Source organism: Aquabacterium olei, assembly GCF_003100395.1.
In the GTDB taxonomy this organism is placed as follows: Bacteria; Pseudomonadota; Gammaproteobacteria; order Burkholderiales; family Burkholderiaceae_C; genus Aquabacterium; species Aquabacterium olei.
Window position 1 is genome coordinate 1,961,157 of record NZ_CP029210.1, and the last position, 26,040, is coordinate 1,987,196.

Sequence of the window (26,040 nt, forward strand, 5' to 3'; positions counted from 1 at the left end):
GAAAAAAACCCGAGCGGGCGGCTCGGGCCCGGTCGGGTGGTGTGGCGTCAGGCGCTGGCGGTCTGGGCGGCGCTGACAAAGTCCGGGATGGGCGGGCTGCCGGCCGACAACGTCAACACTTCGTAGCCGGTTTCGGTGACGAGCACGGTGTGCTCCCACTGAGCGGACAGCGAGCGGTCCTTCGTGACGATGGTCCAGCCATCACCCAGCGACTTGATGTCGCGCTTGCCGGCGTTGATCATGGGCTCGATCGTGAAGATCATGCCGGGCTTGAGTTCTTCCAGTGTGCCGGGGCGGCCGTAGTGCAGCACCTGCGGCTCTTCGTGGAACTTGCGGCCGATGCCGTGCCCGCAGAACTCGCGCACCACCGAGAAGCCGTTGTTCTCGGCAAAGGTCTGGATGGTGTGGCCGATGTCGCCCAGGCGTGCACCGGGCTTGACCTTGGCGATGCCCTTCCACATGGCTTCGTAGGTGAAGGCGCACAGGCGCTTGGCCGCGATCGAGCCATTGCCGCAGATGAACATGCGGCTCGTGTCACCGTGCCAGCCGTCCTTGATGACGGTGATGTCGATGTTGACGATGTCGCCGTCCTTCAGGGGGCGGTCGTTCGGGATGCCGTGGCAGACCTGGTGGTTGATCGACGTGCAGATCGATTTGGGGTAGGGCTTGTGGCCGCCCGGCGCGTAGTTCAGGGGCGCTGGCACGCAGCCCTGCACATTGACCATGTAGTCATGGGCGAGGCGATCCAGCTCTTCGGTGGTGACGCCGGGCTTCACGAACGGCGTGAGGTAGTCCAGCACCTCGGAGGCGAGGCGCCCTGCGACGCGCATGGCGTCGATCTCGGCGCCGGTCTTGATGGTGATGCTCATGGGCAGGGATTATCCGCAATTGGCGTGGGGTATGTCGCTGTCAGGGAAAACAGAAACAGAGGGGGTGGCGGGCTTTCCCGGACAGGGGCCGGTAAAATTCTCGTTTTTCCGCACGACCGCCCTCCGCCGTGACCGAACGCACCCCCGCACCGATGTCGACCCTGATGCACTTCGAGGGCGGCAACGCCCTGGCTCCCCACCAGATCCACGCGCTGCTGCCGAAGCTGCAGGCCATCAACCCGAAGATCACGGCCGTGCATGCGCGGCACGTGCACTGGGTGGCCGCGGACCAGGCCCTGGCCGCCGGTGAGGTCGACAAGCTGGCCGCGCTGCTGAACTACGGCGACGCCTACGAGGGCCCGCAGGACGGCGAACTGATCGTGGTGGCGCCGCGCCTGGGCACGCTGTCGCCCTGGGCCTCGAAGGCGACCGACATTGCGCACAACTGCGGCCTGGCGATTCGCCGCGTGGAGCGCGTGACCGAGTACCGCCTGACGTTGAAGGCCGGTCTGCTGGGCTCGCTGACGGGCGGCGCCAAGGGCCTGACCGCCGACGAACTGGCCGCCTGCGCCGCGCTGCTGCACGACCGCATGACGGAAAGCGTGCTGCTGGCCCGCGAGGAAGCTCGCCACCTGTTCGACGAGAAGCCCGGCCAGCCCATGGCCCATGTGGACGTGCTGGCCCGCGGCCGTGCGGCGCTGGAAGAAGCCAACGTGAGCTTCGGCCTGGCGCTGTCGGATGACGAAATCGACTACCTGGTGAACGCCTTCACCGGCCTGAAGCGCAACCCGACCGACGTCGAGCTGATGATGTTCGCCCAGGCGAACTCGGAGCACTGCCGCCACAAGATCTTCAACGCGAAGTTCACCATCGACGGCCACGAGCAGGACCTGTCGATGTTCGGCATGATCCGTCACACCGAGAAGGTGAGCCCGCAGCACACCGTGGTGGCCTACTCGGACAACGCCTCCATCATGGAAGGCCACGCCATCGAGCGCTGGATGCCCGAGGGCTACACCAACGCGCCGCAGTACAAGGCGCGCGAAGAGCTGGCCCACGTGCTGATGAAGGTGGAAACGCACAACCACCCGACGGCGATTTCGCCGTTCCCGGGCGCTTCGACGGGCGCCGGTGGTGAGATTCGCGACGAAGGCGCCACGGGCCGCGGCTCGCGTCCGAAGTCGGGCCTCACGGGTTTCTCGGTGTCGAACCTGCACCTGCCGGGCACGAACGAGCCGTGGGAGCAGAACCCCGTCGGCAAGCCCGAGCACATCGCCAGCCCGCTGCAGATCATGACCGAAGGCCCGCTGGGCGGCGCCGCGTTCAACAACGAGTTCGGCCGTTCTAACCTGGGCGGCTACTTCCGCGTGTTCGAGCAGACGGTGGGTGAGGGCGCCGAGGCCATCCGCCGCGGTTATCACAAGCCCATCATGATCGCCGGGGGCATCGGCACGATCAGCGCCGAACAGACGAAGAAGATTGTGTTCGGTGCGGGCACGTTGCTGATCCAGCTGGGCGGCCCGGGCATGCGCATCGGCATGGCCGGCGCAGCGGCGTCGTCGATGGCGGCGGGCACCAACGCGGCCGACCTCGACTTCGACTCGGTGCAACGTGGCAACCCGGAGATCGAGCGCCGCGCGCAGGAAGTCATCAACCACTGTTGGGGCCTGGGCGCGAACAACCCGATTCTGGCGATCCACGACGTGGGCGCCGGCGGCATCTCGAATGCCTTCCCCGAACTGGTGGACGGCGCGGGCAAGGGGGCGCGCTTCGACCTGAGCAAGGTGCCGCTGGAAGAAACCGGCCTGGCCCCGAAGGAAATCTGGTGCAACGAGAGCCAGGAACGCTACGTTCTGGCCATTGCCCCGGAAAGCCTGCCCATCTTCACCGCGATGTGCGAGCGCGAGCGCTGCCCGTTCGGCGTGATCGGCACGGCCACCGATGCGCTCGAACTGATCCTCGAAGACACGACCCAACCGCAGGCCGATAAGGCCGTGGACATGCCGATGGAGGTGCTGCTGGGCAAACCGCCCAAGATGCACCGCGTCGTTGAGCGCGTGCAGTGGGACGGCGGCCAGCTGGACCTGACCGGCGTGCCGCTGGAGCAGGTGGCGATGGACGTGCTGCGCCATCCGACCGTGGCCAGCAAGCGCTTTTTGATCACCATTGGCGACCGCACCGTGGGTGGCCTGAACCACCGCGACCAGATGGTGGGCCCGTGGCAGGTGCCCGTGGCCGACGTGGCCGTGACCCTGGCCGACTTCAAGGGCTTTGCCGGCGAGGCGATGGCCATGGGCGAGCGCACGCCGCTGGCGTCGGTCAACGCGCCTGCATCCGGCCGCATGGCCGTGGGTGAGGCGATCACCAACCTGCTGGCAGCGCCGATCGAGCTGCCGCGCGTCAAGCTGTCGGCCAACTGGATGGCGGCCTGTGGCGAAAAGGGCGAAGACGCCGCGCTGTACGACACCGTGAAGGCCGTGGGCCTGGAGCTGTGTCCCGCGTTGGGCATTTCCATCCCGGTGGGCAAGGACTCGCTGTCGATGCGCACCAAGTGGAGCGACAACGGGGCCACCAAGCAGGTGACGGCGCCTGTGTCGCTGATCGTGACCGCATTCGCGTCGATCGGCGACGTGCGTGGCACGCTGACGCCGCAGCTGGTGACGCAGGAAAACGGCCAGCCGCTGGACACCACCCTGATCCTGGTGGACCTGGGCGAAGGCAAGAAGCGCATGGGCGGCTCGATGCTGGCCCAGGTGCTGAACCAGTTCGGCAACGAGGTGCCGGACGTCGACAACCCCGAGCTGCTCAAGGCCACGGTGAATGCGGTGAACGCCCTGCGCGCCGACGGCAAGCTGCTGGCCTACCACGACCGGGGTGACGGCGGCCTGTGGGCCACCGTGTGCGAGATGGCCTTTGCGGGCCACACCGGGGTCAGCATCAACGTCGACATGCTGGTGACGGAAAGCGCCGGCATCGACGACAGCCGCGCCGACTTCGGTGACTCGAAGAACTGGGCCGGCCAGGTGGGCGAGCGTCGCAATGAGCTGACGCTCAAGGCGCTGTTCAACGAAGAACTGGGCGTGGTGCTGCAGGTGCGCACCGCCGAGCGTGACGCCGTGCTGCAGGTGCTGCGTGCACACGGCCTGAGCAAGCACACCCATGTGATCGGCAAGCCCAACCTGAAGGGCCAGGCCGCGCAGGAAGTGCAGGTCTGGCGCGATGCCAAGCCTGTGCTGACCGCGCCGCTGGAGCAGCTGCACAAGACCTGGGACGAGGTGAGCTGGCGCATCGCCCAGCTGCGCGACAACCCGGCCTGTGCCGACAGCGAGCACGCCGCCGTGGGGGCGCCGGCCGATCCGGGCATGAGCCTGCACCTGACCTTCGACCCGCTGGACGATGTGGCCGCGCCCTTCATCCACAAGGCACGCCCCAAGGTCGCCATCCTGCGCGAGCAGGGCGTGAACTCGCACGTGGAAATGGCCTACGCCATGCACCAGGGCGGCTTCGACACCTTCGACGTGCACATGAGCGACCTGCAGGCCGGCCGCGCCCGCCTGGACCAGTTCCAGGGCTTTGTGGCGTGCGGCGGCTTCAGCTATGGCGACACGCTGGGTGCCGGTGAAGGCTGGGCCCGCTCCATCATGTTCAACCCGCAGCTGGCCGAGCAGTTTGCGGCCTTCTTCGGCCGCACCGACACCTTCGCGCTGGGCGTGTGCAACGGCTGCCAGATGCTGGCCGCCCTGAGCCCCATCATCCCGGGTGCGCAGGACTGGCCGAAGTTCACCCACAACCAGAGCACGCGCTTCGAAGCACGCCTGAGCCTGGTCGAGGTGCTGGAAAGCCCGTCGCTGTTCTTCCAGGGCATGGCCGGCAGCCGCATGCCGATCGCCGTGTCGCACGGTGAAGGCTTTGCCAACTTCGCCCAGCGTGGCGACCCGGCCAAGGTGCACCGCGCGCTGCGCTACGTGGACAACACCGGCGCGCCGACCGAGGTGTACCCGTGCAACCCGAACGGCTCGCCCGAAGGCCTGACCGCGGTGACGACGGCCGATGGCCGCTTCACGGCCATGATGCCGCACCCGGAGCGCGTGTTCCGCAACATCCAGATGAGCTGGACCAGCGGCGACAAGAGTGCTCCGAGCCCGTGGCTGCGCATGTTCCGCAACGCCCGCAAGTGGGTGGGCTGATCTCAGTCTGAAGCGGGGTCCGGGCGCGCCGATGGGGCCGCCCGGTCGGTGCGTCGCGGGGCGGCATACCAGGCATCCCAGGCGCAGAAGAGGCCCCAGCCCAGCTGCGTTGCCCAGGCCTGCGTGAGCACGCGCGCGGCGATGTCGGCTGAGCCATGCCACCACACCCAGGTCGCGCGCACGGTGATGACGCTCGCCCACCCCGCGGCCACCAGGAACATCATCAGGCCGAGGGCTGCGCGCCGCTGCAGCCATTGTGCGCTGCCGGGCACCGCGAACGAGGCCAGTGCAGCGAGCATCGCCGGAATGGGCCGGCGTGAAGCGGCTGACGCCCCGGTGGTGGCTCGGGGCCGCGGCACCGCCCGCACGTTGAGCAGCGCCGCCACACGGCGTGCAGTGACCGACGAGCGCACCGCGCCTTCCACCATGGTGCCATCACGCAGTTGCAGTCGCAACCAGCCATCGTCGGCGGGTTGACGCAGCAGGCGCTGCCACACGGTAAGGCGTGCCGCTGGCGGCAAGGCCACGCGGGCGATGTCAGCCCTCGGCACACGGTGCTCGAGCACCCGGCGACCGAGTGTGATCCGGAAGCTCAGCAGTCGGCGATCGGTCAGCACGATCCAGCGCTGGCCGCCCAGCGGTTGCAGGATGAAGGTTTCGCGAACCTGCTCGCCCGGCTCGAGCAACTGCGCGAGGGCGTCGTCGGTCTGCAGCCAGCGTACGGCGAGCAGGTTCAGCAGGCCCTCGGCCCAGGGGGCTTCAGCGAGTCGCTTCGTCTGGCGGCGCACCTCGTGCAGCAGGGCAACCAGGCCTGCCAGCAGCCCGAAGAACAGGGCCCACGTGGCCATGCGTGCCTTGTCGGAGTCGCCCGCGGTGTCGCCTTCCCAGTGGCGAATCAGTGCCTGCCAGGCCGCGAGCCACACGAGCAGCAGCAGCCAGGGCCAGGCGGCGCGCAGCGCCACCTTGCGCAAGGCAGGGCCATCGAGTACCGGGGTGCCGAGGGTGGCCAGCAGGGGCCGCATGGCGCGCGCGCGGCTTGATCGGGTCAGCTGCCCCTGCCAGGCCAGGGCAACCAGGGCGAGCACGAGCCCTGCCACGCCGCCCCGCAATCCCCAGAGGTACAGCCGATCGAAACCCTGCCGCTTTGCGTACAGCGCAGCCAGTTCGGCCTGGGCGTGGGGATCGCCGAAGTCCGGCAGAGCTTCGCGGTCCAGCCCGAAACGACGCACGCGCCAGGTGGCCCCATCCACCACCAGCAGGGTGTCGTGCCGCCAGGCCAGGTCCTGGGGCTGGGCGTCATCGGGGAGGGGCAGGGTCTGCTCGTCGCCGTCCGGCCAGACGTTGACGATGCGGCCGACCTGCATCCCGTTGCGCATCCGGGCCACGCTGGCCAGGGGCCGGAGACGCCCGTCGGCCTGGGGCACGGGCGCGACCCAGCTCAGGTAGCGCGCAGTCGTCTCGTTGTGCTTGAACTGGATGCGCCGGCGCTCCTGCAGGGTCTGTGGATCGAGTTCGACCAGTGCGAAGCGGTTGGTGTCGGTGGTCCACAGGGCATCCGGCGCCCACCACAGCCCGTTGGTGAAACGGTACAGGCCCGGGCGGGTGACGGCTCGGAAGCGCCCGTCGACTTCGAACACCAGCACGCGGTGCCCCCCTGCGGTGGCCACGGCGATCGCGCCTTGCGGGCTGACGACCACGGTCATCGGGTGATCCAGCAGCTTGCGGAGGTCGTCGGGCCACTGCAGCGCCGTCTGCCCGCTCAGGCGCCGGGTGCGCGTGTCGAGCCATTGAAGGATGGCGCTGCCGTTCTGGCTGATGAGCAGCCGCTGGCCGGGCGCGGGCGCGATGGCGGCCGGTCGGTCGGGCAGGCCCAATGCCGCGATGGGGATGCGAGCCAGCAGAGTACCGTCGGCATCGAGCTGCCAGAACGCGTCGTTGACGGTGAGCCAGACCTGGCCGTCCGGCAGGGCCGCCAGCGCCTGCGGTCCTTGAAGCGCACCGGCCTGGCGTTGTGCCCACAGGCTGGCGCCGATGGCGGCCAGCGAAGCCAGCACGGCTGCCCATGCAAGCCAGCGAAGAATGCGTGCCCCCACCAGTGTCCCCTGTCGTTCTTGTGTGTCGGGACACTATACCGGCCGCCTTGCCGGGCGGCCGCGCTGCGGCTCGCCGCGGATTCCCCCGGCTGCGAGGCGGAGGCGGAGGCTTCAGCCCGCCTGCGGCACCAGGCGCACGGTGTAACCCTGGCCCGATGCGATGACGGCCAGCAGGCGGTCGATGTTGGGGTGCTTGCCGGGGTTGGCGCGCGAGTCGGCGGTGTGTTCGGCGTAGATCTCGAGGCCTTCTTCGGCGGCCGCAGTGTCGATGCTGCCGTGTTTGGCGGCCAGGGCGGCGTACACCGCGAGCGAGCCGGCCTGGCCGGGCTTGTTCTCGATGCGGGCGGCGACCTCGCCAGCGGCGTTGATCAGCTCGAGGGCCGCGAGATGGGCGACCGGGGGCAGTTGCTTGAGGTTGTCGGCAAAGGCCATGGTGTGGGGGCTCCGGGGTGCGGAGCGCAGGGGGTCAACGAGGGGCCGTATTGTGCCGCAGCGCCTGCTGCACGGTGCGCACGGCCTCGGCGAGCAGCGGCGCCATGGGGGCGGCGTTGCTCGGGTGGGCGATGCAGTCGGTGCTCCACACATGCCGGATGCCGGCCTGCTGCATGAAGCTCAGCGCGTCGTCGGCAAACAGGGCGTGGGTCACGGCCGCATCCACGGACTGCGCGCCCGCAGCCAGCAGCAGGCGGGCGGCCTCGGCCAGGGTGCGCCCGGAGCTGGCCACGTCGTCGATGAGCACGACCGCCTGTCCGCGCACGTCGACCTCAGGCAAGGTGATCCGCACGTCACGGTCGCCATGGCGCGTCTTGGTGCAGACCCCGTGGCGCCAGCCGCGGCCGGCCGCGGCGCTGTCGATCCACTGCGCCGATTCCGCGTCCGGGCCGATGAGAACGGGCGAGGCGTGATGTGCGGCCACCAGCTGCGCGAGCATGGGCGCGCCGGACAGGGCCAGCGCCCGGGCCACGGGAACGGCTTCGGCCAGCGTGGCCACGCGGTGCAGGTGCGGGTCGACCGTGATGACGGCACTGAACAGGTCGGCGAGGAACTGACCGATGACCCGCTGGCTGACCACCTCGCCCGGATGGAAGGCGATGTCCTGCCGCATGTAGGCGAGGTAAGGCGCCACCAGCGTCAGGTGGGCGGCGCCCAGCAGACGGGCCTGCCGGGCCAGCAACAGCAGCTCGATCAGTTTTTCGTTAGGGCGATCCAGGCTGCGGTAGACGATCAGGTGGGCGGGCAAGCCACCGGCCTCGTCCACGGGCAGGCGGAGGCGCCATTCGCCGTCGGGGAAACGATGGCGTTCAATTTCGGCGGCAGGCACGCCCAGCTCGGCGGCCAGGCGCTGGGCGGGCACAGCCTCGTCGGCAAAGTGGAGCAAGAGGTCTGGCATGGTTCAGAACTCGACGTGTAGGTCGGTGAGGTCAGCCGGGCTGCCCAGCATGAAGCCGCTGGTGCGCTCGCACGCCTGGCGGGCAAAGCCCAGGTCGGTGGGGAAGGCTGCGTGCACGCGGTACAGCGTGTCGCCGGCTTTCACGGTGTCGCCCAGCTTGTGCAGCAGGTCGACGCCGGCGCCTTGCACCTTGGGCGCGCCCGCAAGCCGGGCAATGCGGGCCAGATGCAGGTTGTCGATGCCCGTGACCATCCCGTCCTGCGGGGCCGTCACCTCGAAGGTGAGCGGCGCGAGGTCGGGGTGTTCCGGGTCGAATGCACGGGCGCCCTGGGCTTCGATGATGGCCTGCATGCGCTCGAGGGCCCGGCCCGATTCGAGGATGTCGCGGGCGATGGCATAGCCTTCGCCGCCGCGCACGTCGGGGTCGAACTCCAGCATCCGGCCGGCCAGCCGCAGTGATTTCTGACGCAGGTCGTGGGGCGCGCGCGGGTCGTTGCGCAGCACGCGCATCACGTCGCGCGCCTCGAGCACCGGGCCGATGCCGTAGCCGATGGGCTGGCGGCCGTCGGTGATGACAACATCGATGGTCAGCCCCATGCGCCGCGAAACGAACTCGAACAGCTTGCGCAGGCGCTGCGCCTCGGGCACGGTGCGCACCTTGGCGGTCGGGCCGACCGGGATGTCGAGCAGCAGGTGGGTGGAGCCCGCCGCCACCTTCTTCGACAGGATGGACGCCACCATCTGGCCGGGCGAGTCGATGGACAGGGGGCGCTCGACCGAGATCAGCACGTCGTCGGCCGGCGAGAGCTCGCTGGTGCCGCCCCAGGCCAGGCAGCCGCGGTGGGTGTGCACGATTTCCTGCAGCCGCTCGAATGGCGGTTCGACGTTGGCCAGCACCTCCATGGTGTCGGCCGTGCCCGCGGGCGAGGTGATGGCGCGCGAAGACGTCTTGGGGCACAGCATGCCGTGCGCCGCCACGATGGGCACGACCAGCATCGACGTGCGGTTGCCCGGGATGCCCCCGATGCAGTGTTTGTCGACCACCGGGTGGGCCTTCCAGTCCAGGCGCCGGCCGACGCCGGCCATGGCCGCGGTCAGGTCGTAGACCTCTTCACGGTCGAGCTCGCCCTGGTTGGTGGCGACCACAAAGGCGGTGAGCTCGATCTTGGAATAGCGGTGGTCGACGATGTCGCGCACGATCGCCTGGTAGTCGGCGTGTGTCAGGCGCTCGCCTGCGATCTTGCGGTGCAGGGCCGAGATGGAGGTGGGTGGCTCGGCCTGGCTGACGGTGGCCGGGTGCTCGGACGGCACGCCGATCTGGGCGAAGGCGTCTTCCGACAGGCCCAGCTCGTCAGGCCCGACGATGCAGGCGTCGTCGACCACGTTCAGCGTTGCCAGGATGCGGCGCCCATTGGCGCGCACTTCGACCTTGGACAGGGCCTGAAAGCCCTCGGCCCGGTAGATGGCGCACTCGCGGTGGAGGTAGGCGACGTTCTCGCGGTAGGTGTCGATGGCGACGCGCTTGAGGCGCAGCGGCGTCAGGGTGTCGGGTGTCGGGCTGGGCTGGGAGAGGGGAGGTGACATGGCAGACAACGGAATCCAGACCGTCATCTTCCCCTGAATTGCCTCGCGCTGTTTGCGGGCCTGTCCTGCTTGTCAGCCAGCGCTTGATGTGACGCAAGCGGCGTCAGCCGGGTGGGGCTCGCTGACGGCCATGTGGTCGGCCCAATGCACGATGGCCAGCGTACCGTCGGCATGCTCGACCAGCGCCGTCAGGCTCTCGACCCAGTCGCCGTCGTTGCAATAGAGGATGCCGCCGATGTCGCGCATCTCGGCGTGGTGGATGTGGCCGCACACCACGCCGTCCACCTCCTGCCGACGCGCTTCGCGGGCCAGGGCCTCCTCGAAGTCGCTCACATAGCTCACGGCCCGCTTGACCTTGAGCTTGAGGTACTTCGACAGCGACCAGTAGGGCAGACCCAGGCGCGCGCGCAGCGAGTTCAGGTGGCGGTTCAGCTTCAGTGTGAACTCGTAGAGGGCATCGCCCACCAGGGCCAGCCAGCGGGCGCACTGGATCACGCCATCGTAGAGGTCACCGTGTGTCACCCAGAACCGTCGGCCGTCCGCGAGCGTGTGGACGCATTCCTCGCGGACCTCGATGCCGCCAAAGGCCTGATCGAGAAAATGCCGCGCGAACTCGTCGTGGTTGCCGGGCACGAACACCACGCGCGTGCCCTTGCGGGCGTGCCGCAGCAGTTTCTGCACGACGTCGTTATGGGCCTGCGGCCAGTACCAGTGGCGGCGCAACTGCCAGCCGTCGATGATGTCGCCGACTAGGTAGAGCGTGTCGCACTCGAGGTGGCGCAGGAAGTCGAGCAGGGCGTCGGCCTGGCAGCCCGGCGTGCCGAGGTGCACGTCCGAGATCCAGGCCGTGCGCACCTTCAGCGCCGCGCGCCGGGGCGTGGCGGAAGCGGGCTGCGCGGGTGACAGTGCGCCTGAGCCGCTCCGTCCGAAGCCGGCTTGCCAGGCACGCATCAGGGGGGTGGTGAACCAGGGCCGCATGGCGCGATGGTCGGTGGCCGTCGTGACACCGGCGCGACATCGCGGTGACGCTTCCGTGATGGCGTACCGAGAGGGGATCGGGGTTATCCCGCCGTGTCACAGGCTGACACAGGTGTGCGGGAAATTTTCCCTGTGTGGGCCGTGACGGGTTGCCGACACTCCATCCGTCCAAGAGAGAACACGTCAGACGACGAGGAGACCCCGTGCGACAGTCCGTGCACCGCCCCATCGCCGCGCAGGCCGCTCTGCGCCCCCTTCTTCAACCCCGCGCCGTGTCCGTGGCGGCCGGCCTGCTGTGCCTGGCCATGCAGGCACACGCGCAGAGCGAGGCGCCCGTGCTGGTGGCCCGCGCCGAACTGCCCTCCGTCTCTGTCATCAGCACCACACCGCTGCCCGGCATTGGCCTGGCGCGCAACGTCTTTCCCGCGCCGGTGCAGTCGGCCAGCCTGCGCGATCTGGCGGACAGCGGCGCAGCCGACCTGTCGGAGTTCCTGAACCGCCGGCTCGGCAGCGTCCACGTGAACGAGGTGCAGGCCAACCCGTTCATGATGGATGTGAACTATCGGGGCTACACGGCCTCGCCGCTGCTTGGGACACCCCAGGGGCTGTCGGTGTACGTGGATGGGGTGCGCCAGAACCAGGCGTTTGGCGACGTGGTGCTGTGGGACCTGATCCCCAAGGCTGCCATTGCCGGCGTGACGCTGATGCCTGGCGCCAACCCCTTGTTCGGCTTGAACACACTGGGCGGTGCGCTGAGCATCGACACCAAGGACGGTCGCCGCCATGCCGGCACCGCGATCGAATTGAGCGCGGGGCAGCATGGCCGCGCGAGCCTGGGACTCGAGCACGGTGGGGCCAACGACAAGGGCCTGGACTGGTTCGTGGCGGGCACGACCTACCGCGACAGCGGCTGGCGCGACGATTCCCCTTCGCGCATCGGCCAGTTCTTCGGCAAGGTGGGCTGGCGTGATGGCGCCACCGACGTGAAGCTGAGCCTGGCACATGCCGACACCGATCTGACCGGCAACGGCCTGCAGCAGCGCGAACTGCTTGCCGCCGACCGCAGCAGCGTGTTCACCAAGCCCGACCAGACGCAGAACCGGGCCACCCAGCTCAACCTGCAACTCAAGCACGCCCTGTCGGACCAGGTGATGCTCAGCGGCAACGCCTACTGGCGTCAGACCCGCACCCGCACCTTCAACGGCGACCTCAACGAGGAAGTGATCGGCGAGGGCCCGAGCCCCGCAGCCTGCGTGGACGAGGCCGCGATCAATGGCGAGCCCAACGAGGCCTGCTCCGGCATTGCCACCCGCACGCGCACCAGCCAGCGCAACATGGGCCTGCAGGGGCAGATCAGCATGCAGGGCCACCTGATGGGACTGCGCAATCAGGGTGTGCTGGGTGCGGCGTTCGACAGCAGCCGCCTGAACTTCACGCAGGGCTCACAGTTCGGCTACCTGAACGACGACCGCTCGCTGACGCTGGTGAACGCCTTTGCCGACGGCACGCAGGATTCGAGCGAGGCCTTCGACGCCCGCGTGCGACTCAAGGGCCGTGTCACCACCTGGAGCCTGTTCGGCAGCGACACGCTGTCCCTCAACGAGCAGTGGCACGTGACAGCCTCGGGCCGCTTCAACGACACCCGGCTGAAGAACGCCGACCAGCTCTACCCCTACAACAACGCGACCACGCAGGGTGAACTGCGCGGCACGCTGGACGGCAACCACCGCTTCCGTCGGTTCAACCCGGCGCTGGGCGTCAGTTTCACGCCGAGCCCCGCGTTCAGCGCCTATGCCGGCTATGCAGAAAGCAGCCGCGCGCCGACCTCGGTGGAGCTGGGCTGCGCCGACCCCGAGTTCGGCTGCCGCCTGCCCAACTCGATGGCCGGGGATCCGCCGCTCAAGCAGGTCGTCTCGCACACGTGGGAGATGGGCGTGCGCGGCCTGCTTGACGGCCGCTGGAACTGGAACCTCGGCACCTTCCTGGGTGACAACACCGACGACATCCTGTTCGTGGCCAACAATGCCTCGACCGGCTACTTCAAGAACTTCGGGCGCACGCGCCGCCAGGGCGTGGAAGCGGGCGTGCAGGGCCGTGACGGGGCCTGGACGCTGGGCATGAACCTGACGTGGATGAAGGCCACCTATCAGACGCGTGAAGTGGTGGGCAGCGAATACCACAGCGGCGCCGACGCCGACAACGGCATCGTGGTGAACCCGGGTGACCGCATCCCGCAGATCCCGAGCCAGATCCTCAAGGCGCAGGTGGCGTATGACCTCGGCAGTCAGTGGCGTGTGGGCCTGGACATGCAAGCGGTCAGCGGCAGCCCGGTGCGGGGCAATGAGGACAACCGGCACCAGGCCAACGGCATCACCACCTTTGGTTCGGGGCGCAATCCGGGCTATGCGGTCTTCAACTTCAATGGCCGCTATCAGGCCACGAAGAACGTCACGATCCGTCTGGGTGTGAGCAACCTGTTCGATCGGGATTACGCCACCGCCGGGCAGCTGGGCGCACGCGCGTTTGCGGCCAACGGCACCTACACCGATGCCGGTGGTATCGGCACGACCTTCTACTCGCCGGGCGCGCCGCGCACCGTGTGGGCCACGTTGCGCTGGTCGATGTGATGCAGGCCGGTCGCTGGCCGCTCAGCGCGGCTGGCGACCGTCGATGACCCCATGACGCAGGGCCAGGTGCACGAGCGCCGCCGATGTGGCGACGCCCAGCTTGTCCTTGATCTGCGTCTGGTTGTTGGCCACCGTCTTGGGGCTCAGGCTCAGCAGCCGGGCGCACTCGGCCGGTGAGTGACCCTCGGCCAGCAGACGGAAAATCTCGAACTCGCGCTGGCTCAGCGCGGCGAGGCGCTCAGCCTCGTCCTGCTCCGCCCGGTTCAGCAACGACGGGGAAAGGTCGGCGCTCAGGTAGCGCCCGCCGCGGTCCACGGCACGCACGGCGGCCACCAGGCTGTCTGGCGGGGCGTTCTTGCTGACGAATCCGCGCGCGCCGCTGTCCAATGCACGGCGCACCATCTGCGCCGAGTCGTACATGCTGCATACGAGCACGCGGGCCTCCGAGTCGCGCGCGAGCACCTTGCGCAGCAGCTCCACGCCGCCCGCGCCTGGCATCGACAGGTCGGTCACCAGCACATCGGGCGTGAGCGACACCCAGGCGGTGTGCCCCTCCTCGACATCGGCTGCTTCGCCGACCACGGTGATGTCCCCGTCCTGCTCCAGCAGGCGCCGGTAGCCGGAACGGACAACGGGATGGTCATCGACCAGCAGCACACGGGTCTGTCTCATGCGGGAAGGTTCTCCAGAGGCAGATCGGCCTCGATGCGAAGGCCGCCGCCTTCCACGTTGTCCAGCTTCAGCGTGCCGCCATAGCCGGCGACGCGCTCGCGCATGCCGGCCAGACCATGCCCGCCGCCAGCGCCTGCCGGATGGCGGTCGGGCGCCAGCCCGCAACCATCGTCCGTGATGCGCAGCCGAAGTCCCTCAGCCGAGGGCAGCGGCTCAAACACGATCTGCACATGGCTGGCCTCGGCATGTCGGGCCACGTTGGTCAGCGCTTCCTGCACCAGGCGGTACACCGTCACGGCCACGTCGTCGGGCAGCGCAGGTGAGCCCGGCCGCGGCACGAAGGCGCAACCGATGCCGGTCTGTACCTCCCACCGTTCGCACAGGGCCTGCACGGCGGCTTCCAGTCCCAGGCTGTCGAGATCGGGCGGGCGCAGGCGGTCGAGCATCTCGCGCACCAGCCCATGCAGGCGCTCTGCGGATTCGTCGATCCGGCACGCACCCTCGGCCACGGCCGGCACGTCGGTTGCGCGTGCAATGTAGCGCGCATCGGCCCGGATCGCGGTGCAGTGCTGCCCGAACTCGTCGTGCAGTTCGCGGGCCAGCGCCCGTCGCTCGGTGTCCTGCACGCGGATCAGCGCCTGAGCCAGTTCACGGTTCTCCGTCAGCAGGGCTTGCGCCTGTTGCTCGGCCACCGTGCGGGCCGCCAGCGCCTGCCGGGCATCCACCACGCGGCGCCAGCCAAACCACAGCAGCCCCAGCGACAGGGCCAGCAGCGTCAGCGGCAGTTCGTCGAGCTGCCAGTGTTCCAGCCCGCGCGTGGCCGCCTGCAATCGCTCGAACAGTTCGAAGCGGCCCGCCACGACGAAGAAGGCCAGCACCCCGGCCAGCACGAGCAGGGCATCCTGCGCCCAGCCGGCAGCGAACCGAGACACGGCCTTGCTCACGGCATCAGGCCGTCGGGCGGCTGCGGTAGAACTGGATGGGCGCCGCCGCAACCTGGTTGAGCACCGACTTCTTCATCTTGCCCACCACGTGCATCTCGCAGGGTTTGCAGTCGAAGCGCAGGGTCAGCTTCTCCTTGCCGTTCACCAGTTGCAGCGGCGCGGCCTTCACCGTGCCCTGCACGCCCGTCACGCCTTTGGCCTGCTTGGGGCACAGGCTCAGCGAAAAGCGCACGCAGTGCTTGGTGATCATCAGGCTGACCTCGCCGAGCTCTTCGTGGCTTTCATAGGCAGCTTCGATCACCTTCACGCCGTGGTGGGCGTAGAAGTCGCGCGCCGCGTGGTTGTAGACGTTGGCCAAGTAGGTGAGCGTGTCCTCCGGATACGGCACCGGCGGATCGACTGGCTCGGCGCGCGGTAGACGCTGAAGGGCTGCAGCACGGGCGGCTTCGAGGGCTGCCACGGCGTCCCTGCGCAGGCTGTTGAGCACCGAAGCCGGCACGAACCACGGCTGGGCGGTGCGCAAGGTCAGCTCGTGTGCCTGGAAGATCGTGGCGCCGAGCTTGCCCAGGTGCTCGCGCAACGTGGCTTCAGCGCGATCGGGCTGCTGCGGGGGCTGCTTGTCGCACACCACGCGTGCCTCGCCCACGTGCCCCGTCTCGTCCGTCAGGGTCAGTTGCAGCCCGTCCGGGGTGTCGGCGAGGTCCATCCACAGGCCGATGCGGCGCTCGGACGATTTCTTGCTCAGCAGGTTTTCCCAGGCCCGGTCGCGGTTGCGGTTGATCGCCACACCCGATTTCAGATCGGGCAGGGCGGCGATCTCCTCATTGGGAAACACACGCCAAAGCCGCCCCGCCTTGCCCACCGGCTCGGCCGTGTTCACCTGCACGCCCACGATGTCCTTGGTCAGCGTCAGGTAGTTCAGGCCGTCGCCGTTCTCGATGGAATCGGCCTCGGCCGGGTTCAGCGCCACATCGAACCAGCGGTCGCCCACCTTGGCCACCTCGCCGATCGGCAGGCCGAGGTGCTTGGGGCTCTCGAAGGCGCCGATGTCTTCCTTGCGCCCGTTGACGAAATAGTCGGTGGCGCCGCGGTTGAAGTTGCGGTCCGGGTCGGGCTGAAAGAAGAAGGTGCACTCGCCAGCCGAGGCGCGCGTCAGCTCCGGGCTGGCTTCCAGAATCTCGTCAAGCAGCATGCGGTAGTGGGCGGTGATGTTCTTCACATAGCCCATGTCCTTGTAGCGGCCCTCGATCTTGAACGAGCTCACGCCGGCGTCGATCAGCGCGCGCAGGTTGGCGCTCTGGTCGTTGTCCTTCATCGACAGCACGTGCTGCTCGAAGGCCACCACCTGGCCACCGTCGTCCAGCACGTTGTAAGGCAGGCGGCAGGCTTGCGAACAATCGCCGCGGTTGGCGCTGCGCCCGGTGTGCGCGTGGCTGATGAAGCACTGGCCGCTGTAGGCCACGCACAGCGCGCCGTGGATGAAGAACTCGATGTTGGCGTGCGTGTTCACCGCAATGTCGCGGATCTGCTGGAGCGTCAGCTCGCGTGCCAGCACGATCTGGCTGAAGCCCACGTCCTGCAGGAACTTGGCCTTCTCGACCGTGCGGATGTCGGTCTGCGTGCTGGCGTGCAGCTGGATGGGCGGCAGGTCGAGCTGCAGCAGCCCCATGTCCTGCACGATCAGCGCATCGACGCCGGCGTCGTACAGCTGCCAGATCAGCTTGCGTGCGGGCTCCAGTTCGTCGTCACGCAGGATGGTGTTGAGCGTGGTGAAGATGCGTGCGTGGTAGCGGTGGGCGTGCTGCACCAGGCGCGCGATGTCGCTCACCTCGTTGCTGGCATTGCTGCGGGCGCCGAACGAGGGGCCGCCGATGTAGACGGCATCGGCCCCGTGATTGATGGCCTCGATGCCGATGTCGGCGGTCTTGGCAGGGGCGAGCAGTTCGATCTCGTGGCGGGAAGCGGGCATGGCAGGCGCAAAAGAGCAGAGGGACACCGGCGCGCGCTGCCCGAGGGGCGGGGCAGGGCGCCAAACCGCAGATACTAACGCCATGGTCGCCCGTTCCGCCCTTCATCCCCCTGCGCTGCCCCGATTTGACCGCCTGGACCGCCTGCGAGGCCTGGCACTGCTGTGGATGGCGGCCTTCCACTTCTGCTTCGACCTGGCCAACTGGCGCCTGCTTCAGGCCAACTTCTATGTCGACCCGCTGTGGACCACCCAGCGCACCGGCATCCTCTCGCTGTTCCTGCTCTGCGCGGGCGCCGGCCAGGCCATCGCGGTTCACCAGGGGCAGACCTGGGCGCGGTTCTGGCGCCGCTGGGCGCAGGTGGCGGGTTGTGCGCTGCTCGTCACACTGGGCAGCATGGCGATGTTTCCGCGCAGCTTCATTTACTTCGGCGTGCTGCACGGCATGGCGGTGATGCTGCTGATCGCGCGCGTCACGGCTGGCTGGGGCCGCGGGCTGTGGCTGGCAGGCGCGGTGGCGCTGGTGTTGCCTCGGCTGTTCCAGCACCCCGTGTTCGACGCACCCTGGCTGGACTGGACGGGCCTCATGACCCGCAAGCCCATCACCGAAGACCATGTGCCGCTGCTGCCATGGCTGGGCGTGATCTGGTGGGGGCTGGCCGCCACCCAGTGGATGTTGGCAAATCGTCCAGGCTGGCTGCAGGGCGCTCGCACCACGGCAGGCACTTCAGGCGACAATATTGACCCCGCTCGCCCAGCCCTGTTTCCGCGCGTGCTCGCCACGCTGGGCCGCTGGAGCCTGACTTTTTACATGGTGCACCAGCCGCTGCTGATCGGCATGCTGGCCGCCTGGATGACGCTGACCGGCCGTGCGATCCCGGCCTGAGGCGTTCCCATCTTCCCTCGAAGAAAGACGTTCCCGATGACGCAAGACGAACTCAAGACCCTGGTGGGCCGTGCGGCCCTGGATTACGTGCAAGCCGGCAGCATTGTCGGTGTGGGCACGGGCTCGACCGTCGACAAGTTCATCGACGCACTGGGCGAGGCCCTCAAGACCGACCCCAAGCGGGTGGTGGGCGCGGTGTCGAGCTCGGTGCGCAGCACCCAGCGCCTGGAAGCGCTCGGCATCCCGGTGCTGCCTGCGGAGACCGTGACCGAGCTGGGCGTCTACATCGACGGGGCCGATGAGATCGACCATGGCGGCAACATGATCAAGGGTGGCGGCGCCGCCCTGACACGCGAAAAGATTGTGGCCGACCTGGCCCGTCAGTTCGTGTGCATCGCCGATGAGTCGAAGCTGGTGCAGGCGCTGGGCAAGTTCCCGCTGCCTGTCGAAGTGATCCCGATGGCGGCGGCCCAGGTGATTCGGGCGTTTGCCAAGCTGGGTGGCGAAGGCAAGGTGCGCGAGGGCTGTACGACCGACAACGGCAACGTGATCGTCGACGTGACCGGCCTGCAGATCACCGAGCCGGCCCGCTTCGAATCCGACATCAACCAGATTCCTGGTGTGGTGACGGTGGGCGTGTTTGCCCGCAACAAGGCCAGTGTGTGCCTGCTCGGCACCAGTCAGGGCGTCAAAACCCTCAAGTTCTGATCGGGTGAAGGCCGGGCGCGCACCGCGCGTCGGGCCTCAGCCGCCACTCAGAAGCGGAATCCGGGCGGCGCACTGCCGCCCCGGCCGCCATTCGAGCCTGCCGGGGCCTGCGGGGTCGGCTCGGCTGTCGGGGCAGGGCGAGGACCCGTGCCACTCGCGCCCGAGGCCTCGCCGGCCGCCGGCGACGGCGTCACCAAGGGCTGTGGCGCGGGCCACTGGTAGGTGGCGGGCAAGGCCGACTGGGCAGGATAGCCCGCCGCATCCAGGTACGACACCCACTCGCTGTGCGCGTAGCCCTGCAACTGCTTGGCGCCCACGCGCAGCACCGGCAGGCCATCCGTGTTCTCGGTGCGCTGCAGGGCCTTCGCGTCTTCGGCGGTGGTCACCGTCTTCTCGGTGAAGGGCACGCCGCGCGCTTTCAGCATCTGCCGCCCTGCATCGCATGGGGCGCAGTTCCGGCCGGTGTAGAGCACCACCGGATAGCGGCCGACCACCTGTTGCAGGGCATACGGCAGCCGCTCGGTCGCCGCAGGACTGCCGTCGGCCTTCAGCGCCTGCGCGGGCTGGTTGGGCGGCGGCCGGTCGGTGTACGTGACCTTGCCATCGGGGCCGACGACCTTGTAGAGCGCCCAGGCAGGCTGCCATCCCATCAGGGCAATGGCCCCGACGAGCAAGGCCGACGGAAGGGTCAGGACAGTTTTGCGGGACATCGAGTGGGATCTGTCGCGGGTGTCAGCTCATGCCCTGATGGCGCAACAGCGCGTCGATCTGGGGCTCACGGCCGCGGAAGGCCTTGAAGTTCTCCATGGCCGCACGGCTGCCGCCGGCTTCCAGGATCGCTTCCCGGTAGCGGCGGCCCACCTCGGGGTTGAGCACGCCCTGGGAACCGCTTGCAGCCTCTTCGAAAGCGGCATAAGCATCCGCAGAGAGTACCTCAGCCCACTTGTAGCTGTAATAGCCTGCTGCGTAGCCGCCCGCAAAGATGTGTGAGAAGCTGTGCTGGAAGCGATTGAAGGCGGGCGGGATGTTGACCGCCACCTCCTGACGCACGCCGTCGAGCACCGCCTGGATGTCGGCTTCGCGACCCGGCTGCGCGTGCAGGCGCATGTCGAACAGCGAGAACTCGATCTGGCGCAGCGTCTGCATGCCGCTCTGGAAGTTCTTGGCCGCCGTCATCTTGTCGAACAGCGCGCGGGGCAGGTGTTCGCCGGTGTCCACGTGGCTGGTGAGCTTCTGCACCACGTCCCACTCCCAGCAGAAGTTCTCCATGAACTGGCTGGGCAGCTCAACGGCATCCCACTCGACGCCGCTGATGCCGGCCACGCCGATGTCGTCGACCTTGGTGAGCATGTGGTGCAGGCCATGGCCGAACTCGTGGAAGAGGGTGGTGACGTCGTCGTGCGTGAGCAGCGCGGGCTTGTCGCCCACGCCCTTGGCGAAGTTGCACACCAGGTGCGCCACCGGGGTCTGCGTGGCGCCGTTGTCCGGGCGCTTCCAGCGGCCGCGCACATCGTCCATCCAGGCGCCCGGGCGTTTGCCGGGGCGTGCATACGGATCGAGGTAGAACTGGCCGACCAGCTGGCCGGCGCGCTCAATGCGGAAGAAGCGCACCGACTCGTGCCACACGGGCGCGGTGTCGGGTCGGATCTGCACCTCGAACAGCGTCTCGATCAGACCGAACAGACCCTTGAGCACCGTCGGCTCGGTGAAGTACTGTTTTACCTCCTGGTCGCTGAACGCGTAGCGGGCTTCCTTGAGCTTTTCGCTCACGAAGGCCACGTCCCAGGCCTGCAGGTCGTCGATGCCGCATTCGTCCTTGGCGAAGGCGCGCAACTCGGCCATGTCCTTTTCGGCAAACGGGCGGGCGCGCTTGGCCAGATCCAACAGGAACTCCATGACCTGTTCCGGGCTGGTTGCCATCTTGGGCACCAGCGAGACCTGAGCGAAGTTCTGGTAACCCAGCAGTTTGGCCTCTTCTTGGCGCAGGGCCACGATGTCACGCATCAGGCCGGAGTTGTCCTTGTCGGCGGGGCCGAATTCGGAGGCCCGGGTGCTGTACGCGCGGTAGAGTGCCTCGCGCAGCGGGCGGTGCGTGGCGTACTGCATCACCGGCAGGTAGCTGGGCATGTGCAGGGTCAGCTTATGGCCGTCTTTGCCCTCGGCTGCGGCCGCAGCACGGGCAGCGGCCACCACGTCGGCCGGCACACCGGCAAGCTCATCGGCCTGCGCGTAGTAGGCGTAGGCGTCCGTCGCGTCCATCACGTGCTCGGAGAAGGCTTGCGACTTTGCCGCCTGTTCCTCCTGGATGGCGGCATAGCGGACCTTGGCCTCGCCTTGGAGCTCGGCGCCGCCCAGCACGAAGCCGCGCAGGGCGTTGTCGAGCGCGCGCTGGCGGGCGTGGCTCAGGCGCTGCTCGGCGGGGAGGCTTTGCTGCGCCTCGTTCAGCGCCTTGTACTTGGCATACAGGCGTTCATCCGAGCCGAGCCGCGTGTAGTACTCGGTCAGGCGCGGCAGGTTCTCGTTGTAGGCCGCACGCAATTCGGGCGTGTCGGCCACGCTGTTGAGGTGGCCCACGGCGCCCCAGGCCCGCCCCAGCTTTTCCGTGGCCACATCCAGCAGCAGCGACAAGGCGTCGTAGTCGGCTGGGACATCGGGCCCGGTCACCTTGGCCAGGGCCTCTTCGGCCTCGGCGAGCAGCACGTCCATCGCGGGCGTGACGTGCTCGGGCTGGATCTGGTCGAAAAGCGGCAGGCCGGTGGTGTCAAGCAGGGGGTTGGTGCTCATGGTGTCCTTCAAGGGGCCACGGGTGGCAGCCCCCCGTTGTCGCTGGGTACGGGATGAATGGCGGGTCAAGCGCGCTGGGCGGCGGCCCGTTCGGCCGCTTCCATCGTGTTGACCAGCAACATGGTAATCGTCATGGGGCCGACCCCGCCGGGCACGGGGGTGATGTAACCCGCCACCTCTTTCAGGCCGGCGAAGTCGACGTCGCCGCACAGCTTGCCGGCGTCGTCGCGGTTCATGCCCACGTCGATCACCACAGCGCCGGGCTTGATCATGTCGGCGGTCAGCACGTTGCGCTTGCCCACGGCGGCCACGACGATGTCGGCCTGGCGGGTGTGGTGGGCCAGGTCGGCCGTGCCGCTGTGGGTGACCGTGACCGTGGCGTTGGCCTGCAGCAGCATCATGGCCATGGGCTTGCCAACGATGTTGGAGCGACCGATCACCACCGCGTGCTTGCCACGCAGGTCCTTCATGCCGATGGATTCCAGCATCTTCATGCAGCCATAGGGCGTGCAGGCCTTGAAGCCGACTTCGCCCACCATCAGCGCGCCGGCGCTGGCGACGTGGAAGCCGTCCACATCCTTCAGCGGCGAGATGGCCTCGATGACCTTGTGGTCGTCGATGTGCTTGGGCAGGGGCAACTGCACCAGGATGCCGTGGATGCTGGGGTCGTTGTTGAGCGCTTCGACGCGGGCCAGCAGCTCGGCCTCGGTCATGGTGGCGTCGTACTTTTCCAGCACGGAGTGGAAGCCGACGTCCTCACACGCCTTGACCTTGTTGCGCACATACACCTGGCTGGCCGGGTTGTCGCCCACCAGCACGACGGCCAGACCGGGCTTCAGGCCCTTGGCGGTCAGGGCGGCGGCGCGTTCGGCCACCTCGCTGCGCAGTTGCTTGGACAGGGCGTTGCCATCGATCAGTTGGGCGGTCATGGGGAACTCCGGGGCAGAAAGATCAGAAATCGGAAAGGAAAAAGGCCGCGGGTGGCGGCCTTTCTGCAAGAGACACGGCAAGGGTGCGGCCGGCCTCCGGTTCGTGTGCTTACTTGGTGGCAGCCGGGGCGTTGGCGCCCAGGGCGATCTTCAGGAGATCGGCCACCGTGTTGGCGTTGAGCTTTTCCATCACGTTGGCACGGTGGGCTTCCACCGTCTTGATGGAGATGCCCAGGTCGTCGGCGATCTGCTTGTTCAGGCGGCCCGCCACGATGCGCTCGAGCACCTGGGCTTCGCGGGTGGTCAGGCGCGACAGCAGGGCTTCGCGGCTGGCGGCTTCCTGCGACTGCGAGAAGGCGGCGCGGGCCTGGTCCAGCATGCGCTCGACCAGGGCGACCAGGGCGTCTTCCTTGAACGGCTTCTCGATGAAGTCCATCGCGCCCTTCTTCATGGTGTTCACGGCCATGGGCACGTCGCCGTGGCCGGTGATGAACACGATGGGCAGCGGGGACTTGCGCTCCAGCAGCTTGTCCTGGAGTTCGAGGCCACTCATGCCGTCCATGCGAATGTCGGCGATCAGACAGGCCACTTCACGCGGGTCGAATCGAGCCAGGAACGATTCGGCGGAGTCGAAACACCGCACGCGGTAGTCCTTGCCTTCGAGCAGCCATTGCAGCGAGTCGCGCACGGCCTCGTCGTCGTCAACCACATACACGGTGCCTTTTTTCGGGATCAAGCTCATGGGTTATCGGCAAGCAAGTCGTTGGAAGGGGGCGGCAGGGAGTCCGGGAAATCAGCGGTGCCGCCCGCATCGACGGGCAGGGTGAACGTGAAGCTGCACCCGATGACCGTTGAATCATTGTAGATGTTCTCAGCCCTGATCCGACCCTGGTGCGACTCGATGATGGAGCGGCACAGACTCAGGCCGATGCCGAGGCCCTCTGCCTTGGTGGAATGGAAGGCTTCGAACAGGCGGGCCAGCATCTCTTCCTTCATGCCGGGGCCGCTGTCGAGCACCGCGAATTCGACGACCTTGCCCTGGCCTTCTAGGACACGCTGCTGGACGCGCAGGTCGATGTGGCGACGCGACTGCGGCATCTGGGCGCCGTCGATGGCCTCGGCTGCGTTCTTCAGCAGGTTCAGCAGCACCTGTTCGATCAGGATGGGGTCGGCCATCAGCGTGGGCAGCCGCGGGGCGATCTGGGCGTTGAGCGTCACGCGGCGGCGCTTCATCTCGAACATGGCCAGCTCCATCACGGCGTCGGTGATGTCGCGCACGCGGGCGGGCTGGCGTTGCGGCTCGCTGCGCTTCACGAACTGGCGGATGCGGTGGATGATCTGGCCGGCGCGCTGGGCCTGGCGCGAGGTCTTGTCGAGCGCGCTGATGAGCTGTTCGTTGTCGATGTTGCCCGAGCGGACCCGGCTCATCATGCCGCTGCAGTAATTGGAGATGGCGGCCAGCGGCTGGTTCAGTTCGTGGGCCACGGTCGACGCCATCTCGCCCATGGTGATCAGGCGGCTGGTGAACTGGGACTTTTCAGCCTGGCGTGCGGCGGCTTCCTCGGCCTGCTTGCGCGCGGTGATGTCGGTGGCAATCAGCATCTGGGCCAGGTTGCCGTCGGTCCACTGCACGTAGCGGGCGCGCACGTCGAACCACTTCTGGACGGTGTCGAGGAAGACTTCGCGTGAATCGCTGCCCGCGTCGGTCAGCTCCTGAGCGGGCAGGCCGCCGAAACTGTCGACGGCCTCGTCGGCCTCACCCTGGTAATCGGGCTGCAGTTCGCCGCCGGTGAGCTGGGCGTGGGCGTCGGGGTTGCCGCCGAACCACAGGCGGTAGGAGCGGTTGGCGAACAGCAACTCGCCACGCTGTACGGACATCACGGACACAGCGGCGTCCAACCCTTCCAGCACCGTGGTGAATCGCTCGTGCGCGGCGGTGAGCTGATCGCGCACGCGCTTGGCCTCGGTGATGTTGGTGATCGACGTCATCCAGCCAGTCTGGTCGCCCTGGGCGTCGATCAGGGGCGAAACGTACATGCGGGCGTCGAACTGGCTGCCGTCGCGCCGCTGCATCACCACCTCGATGCCACCCATGGGGCTGCGGCCGAGCAGCTCCTGCTGGAACATGCGGTTGAACTCGTCGATCCGGTCCTTGGGCCAGTAAGGGTAGGGCGGCACGCAGCCGAGCAGTTCCTCTTCCGAGAAGCCCGTCATCGCGCAGAAAGCGGGGTTCACGTAGCTGATGCGGCCCTCGAGGTCGATGGTGCGCATGCCGGTCAGCATGGAGTTTTCCATCGCGCGCCGGAAGTTGGTTTCCTGCACCAGCGTCTTCTGGATCTGGGCGCGGCGGCGCATGTGGCGCAAGGTGCCCATGAGCGTCCACACCGTCAGGGCGGACAGCGCCACCACCATCCAGAACAGCGTGTTGCCGATCAGGTTGGACGAGGTGCGGTAGCCCGTGCCGCGCAGGATCAGGCCGTTGCCCACGGGGGTGACAATGACCTCGTGGACGAAGGTCGGTTTGGCCGAGCGCTCGGTGTGGCTGCCGACGGTGCTGGTCAGCGTCTCGCCATCGACCCGGACCAGGGCCATGGCATGGCGACCCGCCACCTCGCGTGGCACGAGGTAACGCATCATGGCTTCAAGCGCGTACTCGGTGACCACGGTGCCGACGAAGCCGCTGCGGTCGATCAGCGGGATGTGGACCTGGATGACCTTGGTGGCCAGGGCGTTGGAGTAGGGCTGCGAGTACACCGGCTGGCTGCGCTGGCGGGCGAGCTGGAAGGCGCTGTGCGACTCCTTGGTGTCTTGCGGGTTGTAGGCCTCGAGCTGGCGGCTGAACTGGTCCAGATCCATGCCCTGACCTGGCTCCAGCAGCATGCCCGTCGTCGACTGGCTGGCGCGGATCTGTTCGTCGGCCTGCACCCACGAGACGCTGATCACCTCGGGCCGGGCGCGCACGAAGTCGGCCGCCTGCTTCATGAACTGATCGGGCGTCACGGTGCGCATGGACACGTCGCGCGCCAGCCGCAGCAGTTGCTCCTGGTTTTCGATCAGGCGCAGGCGAATCTGTTGCTGAACCACCTCGGTGTCGCGCTTGACAGCTTCTTGCTCACGCTCGATTTCCTCGTTGCGCAGGTACCAGAAGGCCGCAATGATGGCCGCCAGAAACAGCAGCACGGAAACCAGCGGGCCCAGCGTGGCGTAACGGTCCTGCTGGCTGGGGCTTTGTTTGCGCCACCAGCGCCAGAACAGGCGCGAGGGCTGCCCGGCTTTGGTAACGACCTGCACCGCCGGGTTGTGGCTCGAAGACGAAAAAGGCATGGCCGGATTATCGGTGCGGACTCCCACATCGGAATCAGGGGGAAAGCCGGCTATATTGCCTGGGTTTGGCGCCTCGCCACCCCTGGGGTGTCAAACGAC

General features: G+C 67.9%; 18 protein-coding genes. 4 read left to right on the forward strand and 14 right to left on the reverse strand.

The features are described from left to right. Positions 1-47 precede the first annotated feature (47 nt). Positions 48-869 carry a type I methionyl aminopeptidase gene (map, locus tag DEH84_RS08970; RefSeq protein WP_109036549.1) on the reverse strand — a complete coding sequence of 274 codons (822 nt, stop codon included), beginning with the start codon at positions 867-869 and terminating at the stop codon, positions 48-50. A gap of 152 nt (positions 870-1,021) precedes the next feature. On the opposite strand from map, the gene purL reads away from it, so the two are divergent. Then, a complete protein-coding gene (gene purL, locus DEH84_RS08975) occupies positions 1,022-5,056 on the forward strand; it encodes a phosphoribosylformylglycinamidine synthase (RefSeq protein WP_109036550.1) in 4,035 nt (1,344 codons plus the stop codon). A gap of 2 nt (positions 5,057-5,058) precedes the next feature. On the opposite strand, the gene DEH84_RS08980 is transcribed toward purL, so the two are convergent. From DEH84_RS08980 to DEH84_RS09000, 5 genes are all read right to left on the reverse strand, one after another. Further along, a complete protein-coding gene (locus tag DEH84_RS08980) occupies positions 5,059-7,149 on the reverse strand; it encodes an NHL repeat-containing protein (RefSeq protein WP_159098920.1) in 2,091 nt (696 codons plus the stop codon). Positions 7,150-7,260: 111 nt separating this feature from the next. Next, complete coding sequence (locus DEH84_RS08985; RefSeq protein WP_109036552.1) at positions 7,261-7,581, reverse strand: DUF2322 family protein; 321 nt, start codon at positions 7,579-7,581, stop codon at positions 7,261-7,263. 34 nt (positions 7,582-7,615) lie between these two features. Further along, positions 7,616-8,539, reverse strand: a complete 924-nt coding sequence (locus tag DEH84_RS08990) for a ribose-phosphate diphosphokinase (protein WP_109036553.1) — start codon at positions 8,537-8,539, stop codon at positions 7,616-7,618. A 3-nt stretch (positions 8,540-8,542) separates the two neighbouring features. After that, positions 8,543-10,123, reverse strand: a complete 1,581-nt coding sequence (locus tag DEH84_RS08995) for a thymidine phosphorylase family protein (RefSeq protein WP_109038296.1) — start codon at positions 10,121-10,123, stop codon at positions 8,543-8,545. 72 nt (positions 10,124-10,195) lie between these two features. After that, on the reverse strand, positions 10,196-11,074 hold the full coding sequence (locus DEH84_RS09000; RefSeq protein ID WP_109038297.1) for a UDP-2,3-diacylglucosamine diphosphatase: 879 nt from the start codon (positions 11,072-11,074) through the stop codon (positions 10,196-10,198). A 230-nt stretch (positions 11,075-11,304) separates the two neighbouring features. Between DEH84_RS09000 and DEH84_RS09005 the strand changes: the two genes are divergently transcribed. Next, positions 11,305-13,728 (forward strand): TonB-dependent receptor, encoded by a 2,424-nt coding sequence (locus DEH84_RS09005; RefSeq protein ID WP_245932540.1) that lies wholly within the window; start codon positions 11,305-11,307, stop codon positions 13,726-13,728. 21 nt (positions 13,729-13,749) lie between these two features. Here DEH84_RS09005 and DEH84_RS09010 read toward each other — a convergent pair whose 3' ends face one another. From DEH84_RS09010 to DEH84_RS09020, 3 genes are read right to left on the reverse strand one after another with little or no spacing between them, the layout of a single operon-like run. Further along, entirely contained in the window at positions 13,750-14,400 is a 651-nt protein-coding gene (locus DEH84_RS09010; protein ID WP_109036554.1) for a response regulator, read from the reverse strand. Beyond that, complete coding sequence (locus DEH84_RS09015) at positions 14,397-15,344, reverse strand: ATP-binding protein (protein WP_159098921.1); 948 nt, start codon at positions 15,342-15,344, stop codon at positions 14,397-14,399. The genes DEH84_RS09010 and DEH84_RS09015 overlap by 4 nt, the downstream gene beginning before the upstream one ends. Positions 15,345-15,348: 4 nt before the next feature. Then, a complete protein-coding gene (locus DEH84_RS09020) occupies positions 15,349-17,313 on the reverse strand; it encodes a peptidase U32 family protein (protein ID WP_109036556.1) in 1,965 nt (654 codons plus the stop codon). 82 nt (positions 17,314-17,395) lie between these two features. On the opposite strand from DEH84_RS09020, the gene DEH84_RS09025 reads away from it, so the two are divergent. Together DEH84_RS09025 and rpiA are read left to right on the forward strand one after the other, a co-directional pair. Then, positions 17,396-18,196 carry an acetyltransferase domain-containing protein gene (locus DEH84_RS09025; RefSeq protein WP_109036557.1) on the forward strand — a complete coding sequence of 267 codons (801 nt, stop codon included), beginning with the start codon at positions 17,396-17,398 and terminating at the stop codon, positions 18,194-18,196. 36 nt (positions 18,197-18,232) lie between these two features. Beyond that, positions 18,233-18,904 (forward strand): ribose-5-phosphate isomerase RpiA, encoded by a 672-nt coding sequence (gene rpiA / locus DEH84_RS09030; protein WP_109036558.1) that lies wholly within the window; start codon positions 18,233-18,235, stop codon positions 18,902-18,904. Between the two features lie 47 nt (positions 18,905-18,951). On the opposite strand, the gene DEH84_RS09035 is transcribed toward rpiA, so the two are convergent. The 5 genes from DEH84_RS09035 to DEH84_RS09055 all read right to left on the reverse strand — a co-directional run bounded on the left by DEH84_RS09035 (position 18,952) and on the right by DEH84_RS09055 (position 25,941). Beyond that, entirely contained in the window at positions 18,952-19,614 is a 663-nt protein-coding gene (locus tag DEH84_RS09035; RefSeq protein ID WP_109036559.1) for a glutaredoxin family protein, read from the reverse strand. A 22-nt stretch (positions 19,615-19,636) separates the two neighbouring features. Continuing rightward, complete coding sequence (locus tag DEH84_RS09040) at positions 19,637-21,688, reverse strand: M3 family metallopeptidase (protein WP_109036560.1); 2,052 nt, start codon at positions 21,686-21,688, stop codon at positions 19,637-19,639. 65 nt (positions 21,689-21,753) lie between these two features. Further along, positions 21,754-22,617 (reverse strand): bifunctional methylenetetrahydrofolate dehydrogenase/methenyltetrahydrofolate cyclohydrolase FolD, encoded by an 864-nt coding sequence (gene folD / locus DEH84_RS09045; RefSeq protein WP_109036561.1) that lies wholly within the window; start codon positions 22,615-22,617, stop codon positions 21,754-21,756. Positions 22,618-22,726: 109 nt separating this feature from the next. Further along, positions 22,727-23,359, reverse strand: a complete 633-nt coding sequence (locus DEH84_RS09050) for a response regulator transcription factor (RefSeq protein WP_109036562.1) — start codon at positions 23,357-23,359, stop codon at positions 22,727-22,729. Next, the gene (locus DEH84_RS09055; protein WP_109036563.1) at positions 23,356-25,941 is read right to left on the reverse strand and encodes a PAS domain-containing sensor histidine kinase; all 2,586 of its coding nucleotides are present in this window, start codon (positions 25,939-25,941) and stop codon (positions 23,356-23,358) included. Before DEH84_RS09055 ends, DEH84_RS09050 begins: the two co-directional genes overlap by 4 nt. Between the last annotated feature and the right edge of the window lie 99 nt (positions 25,942-26,040).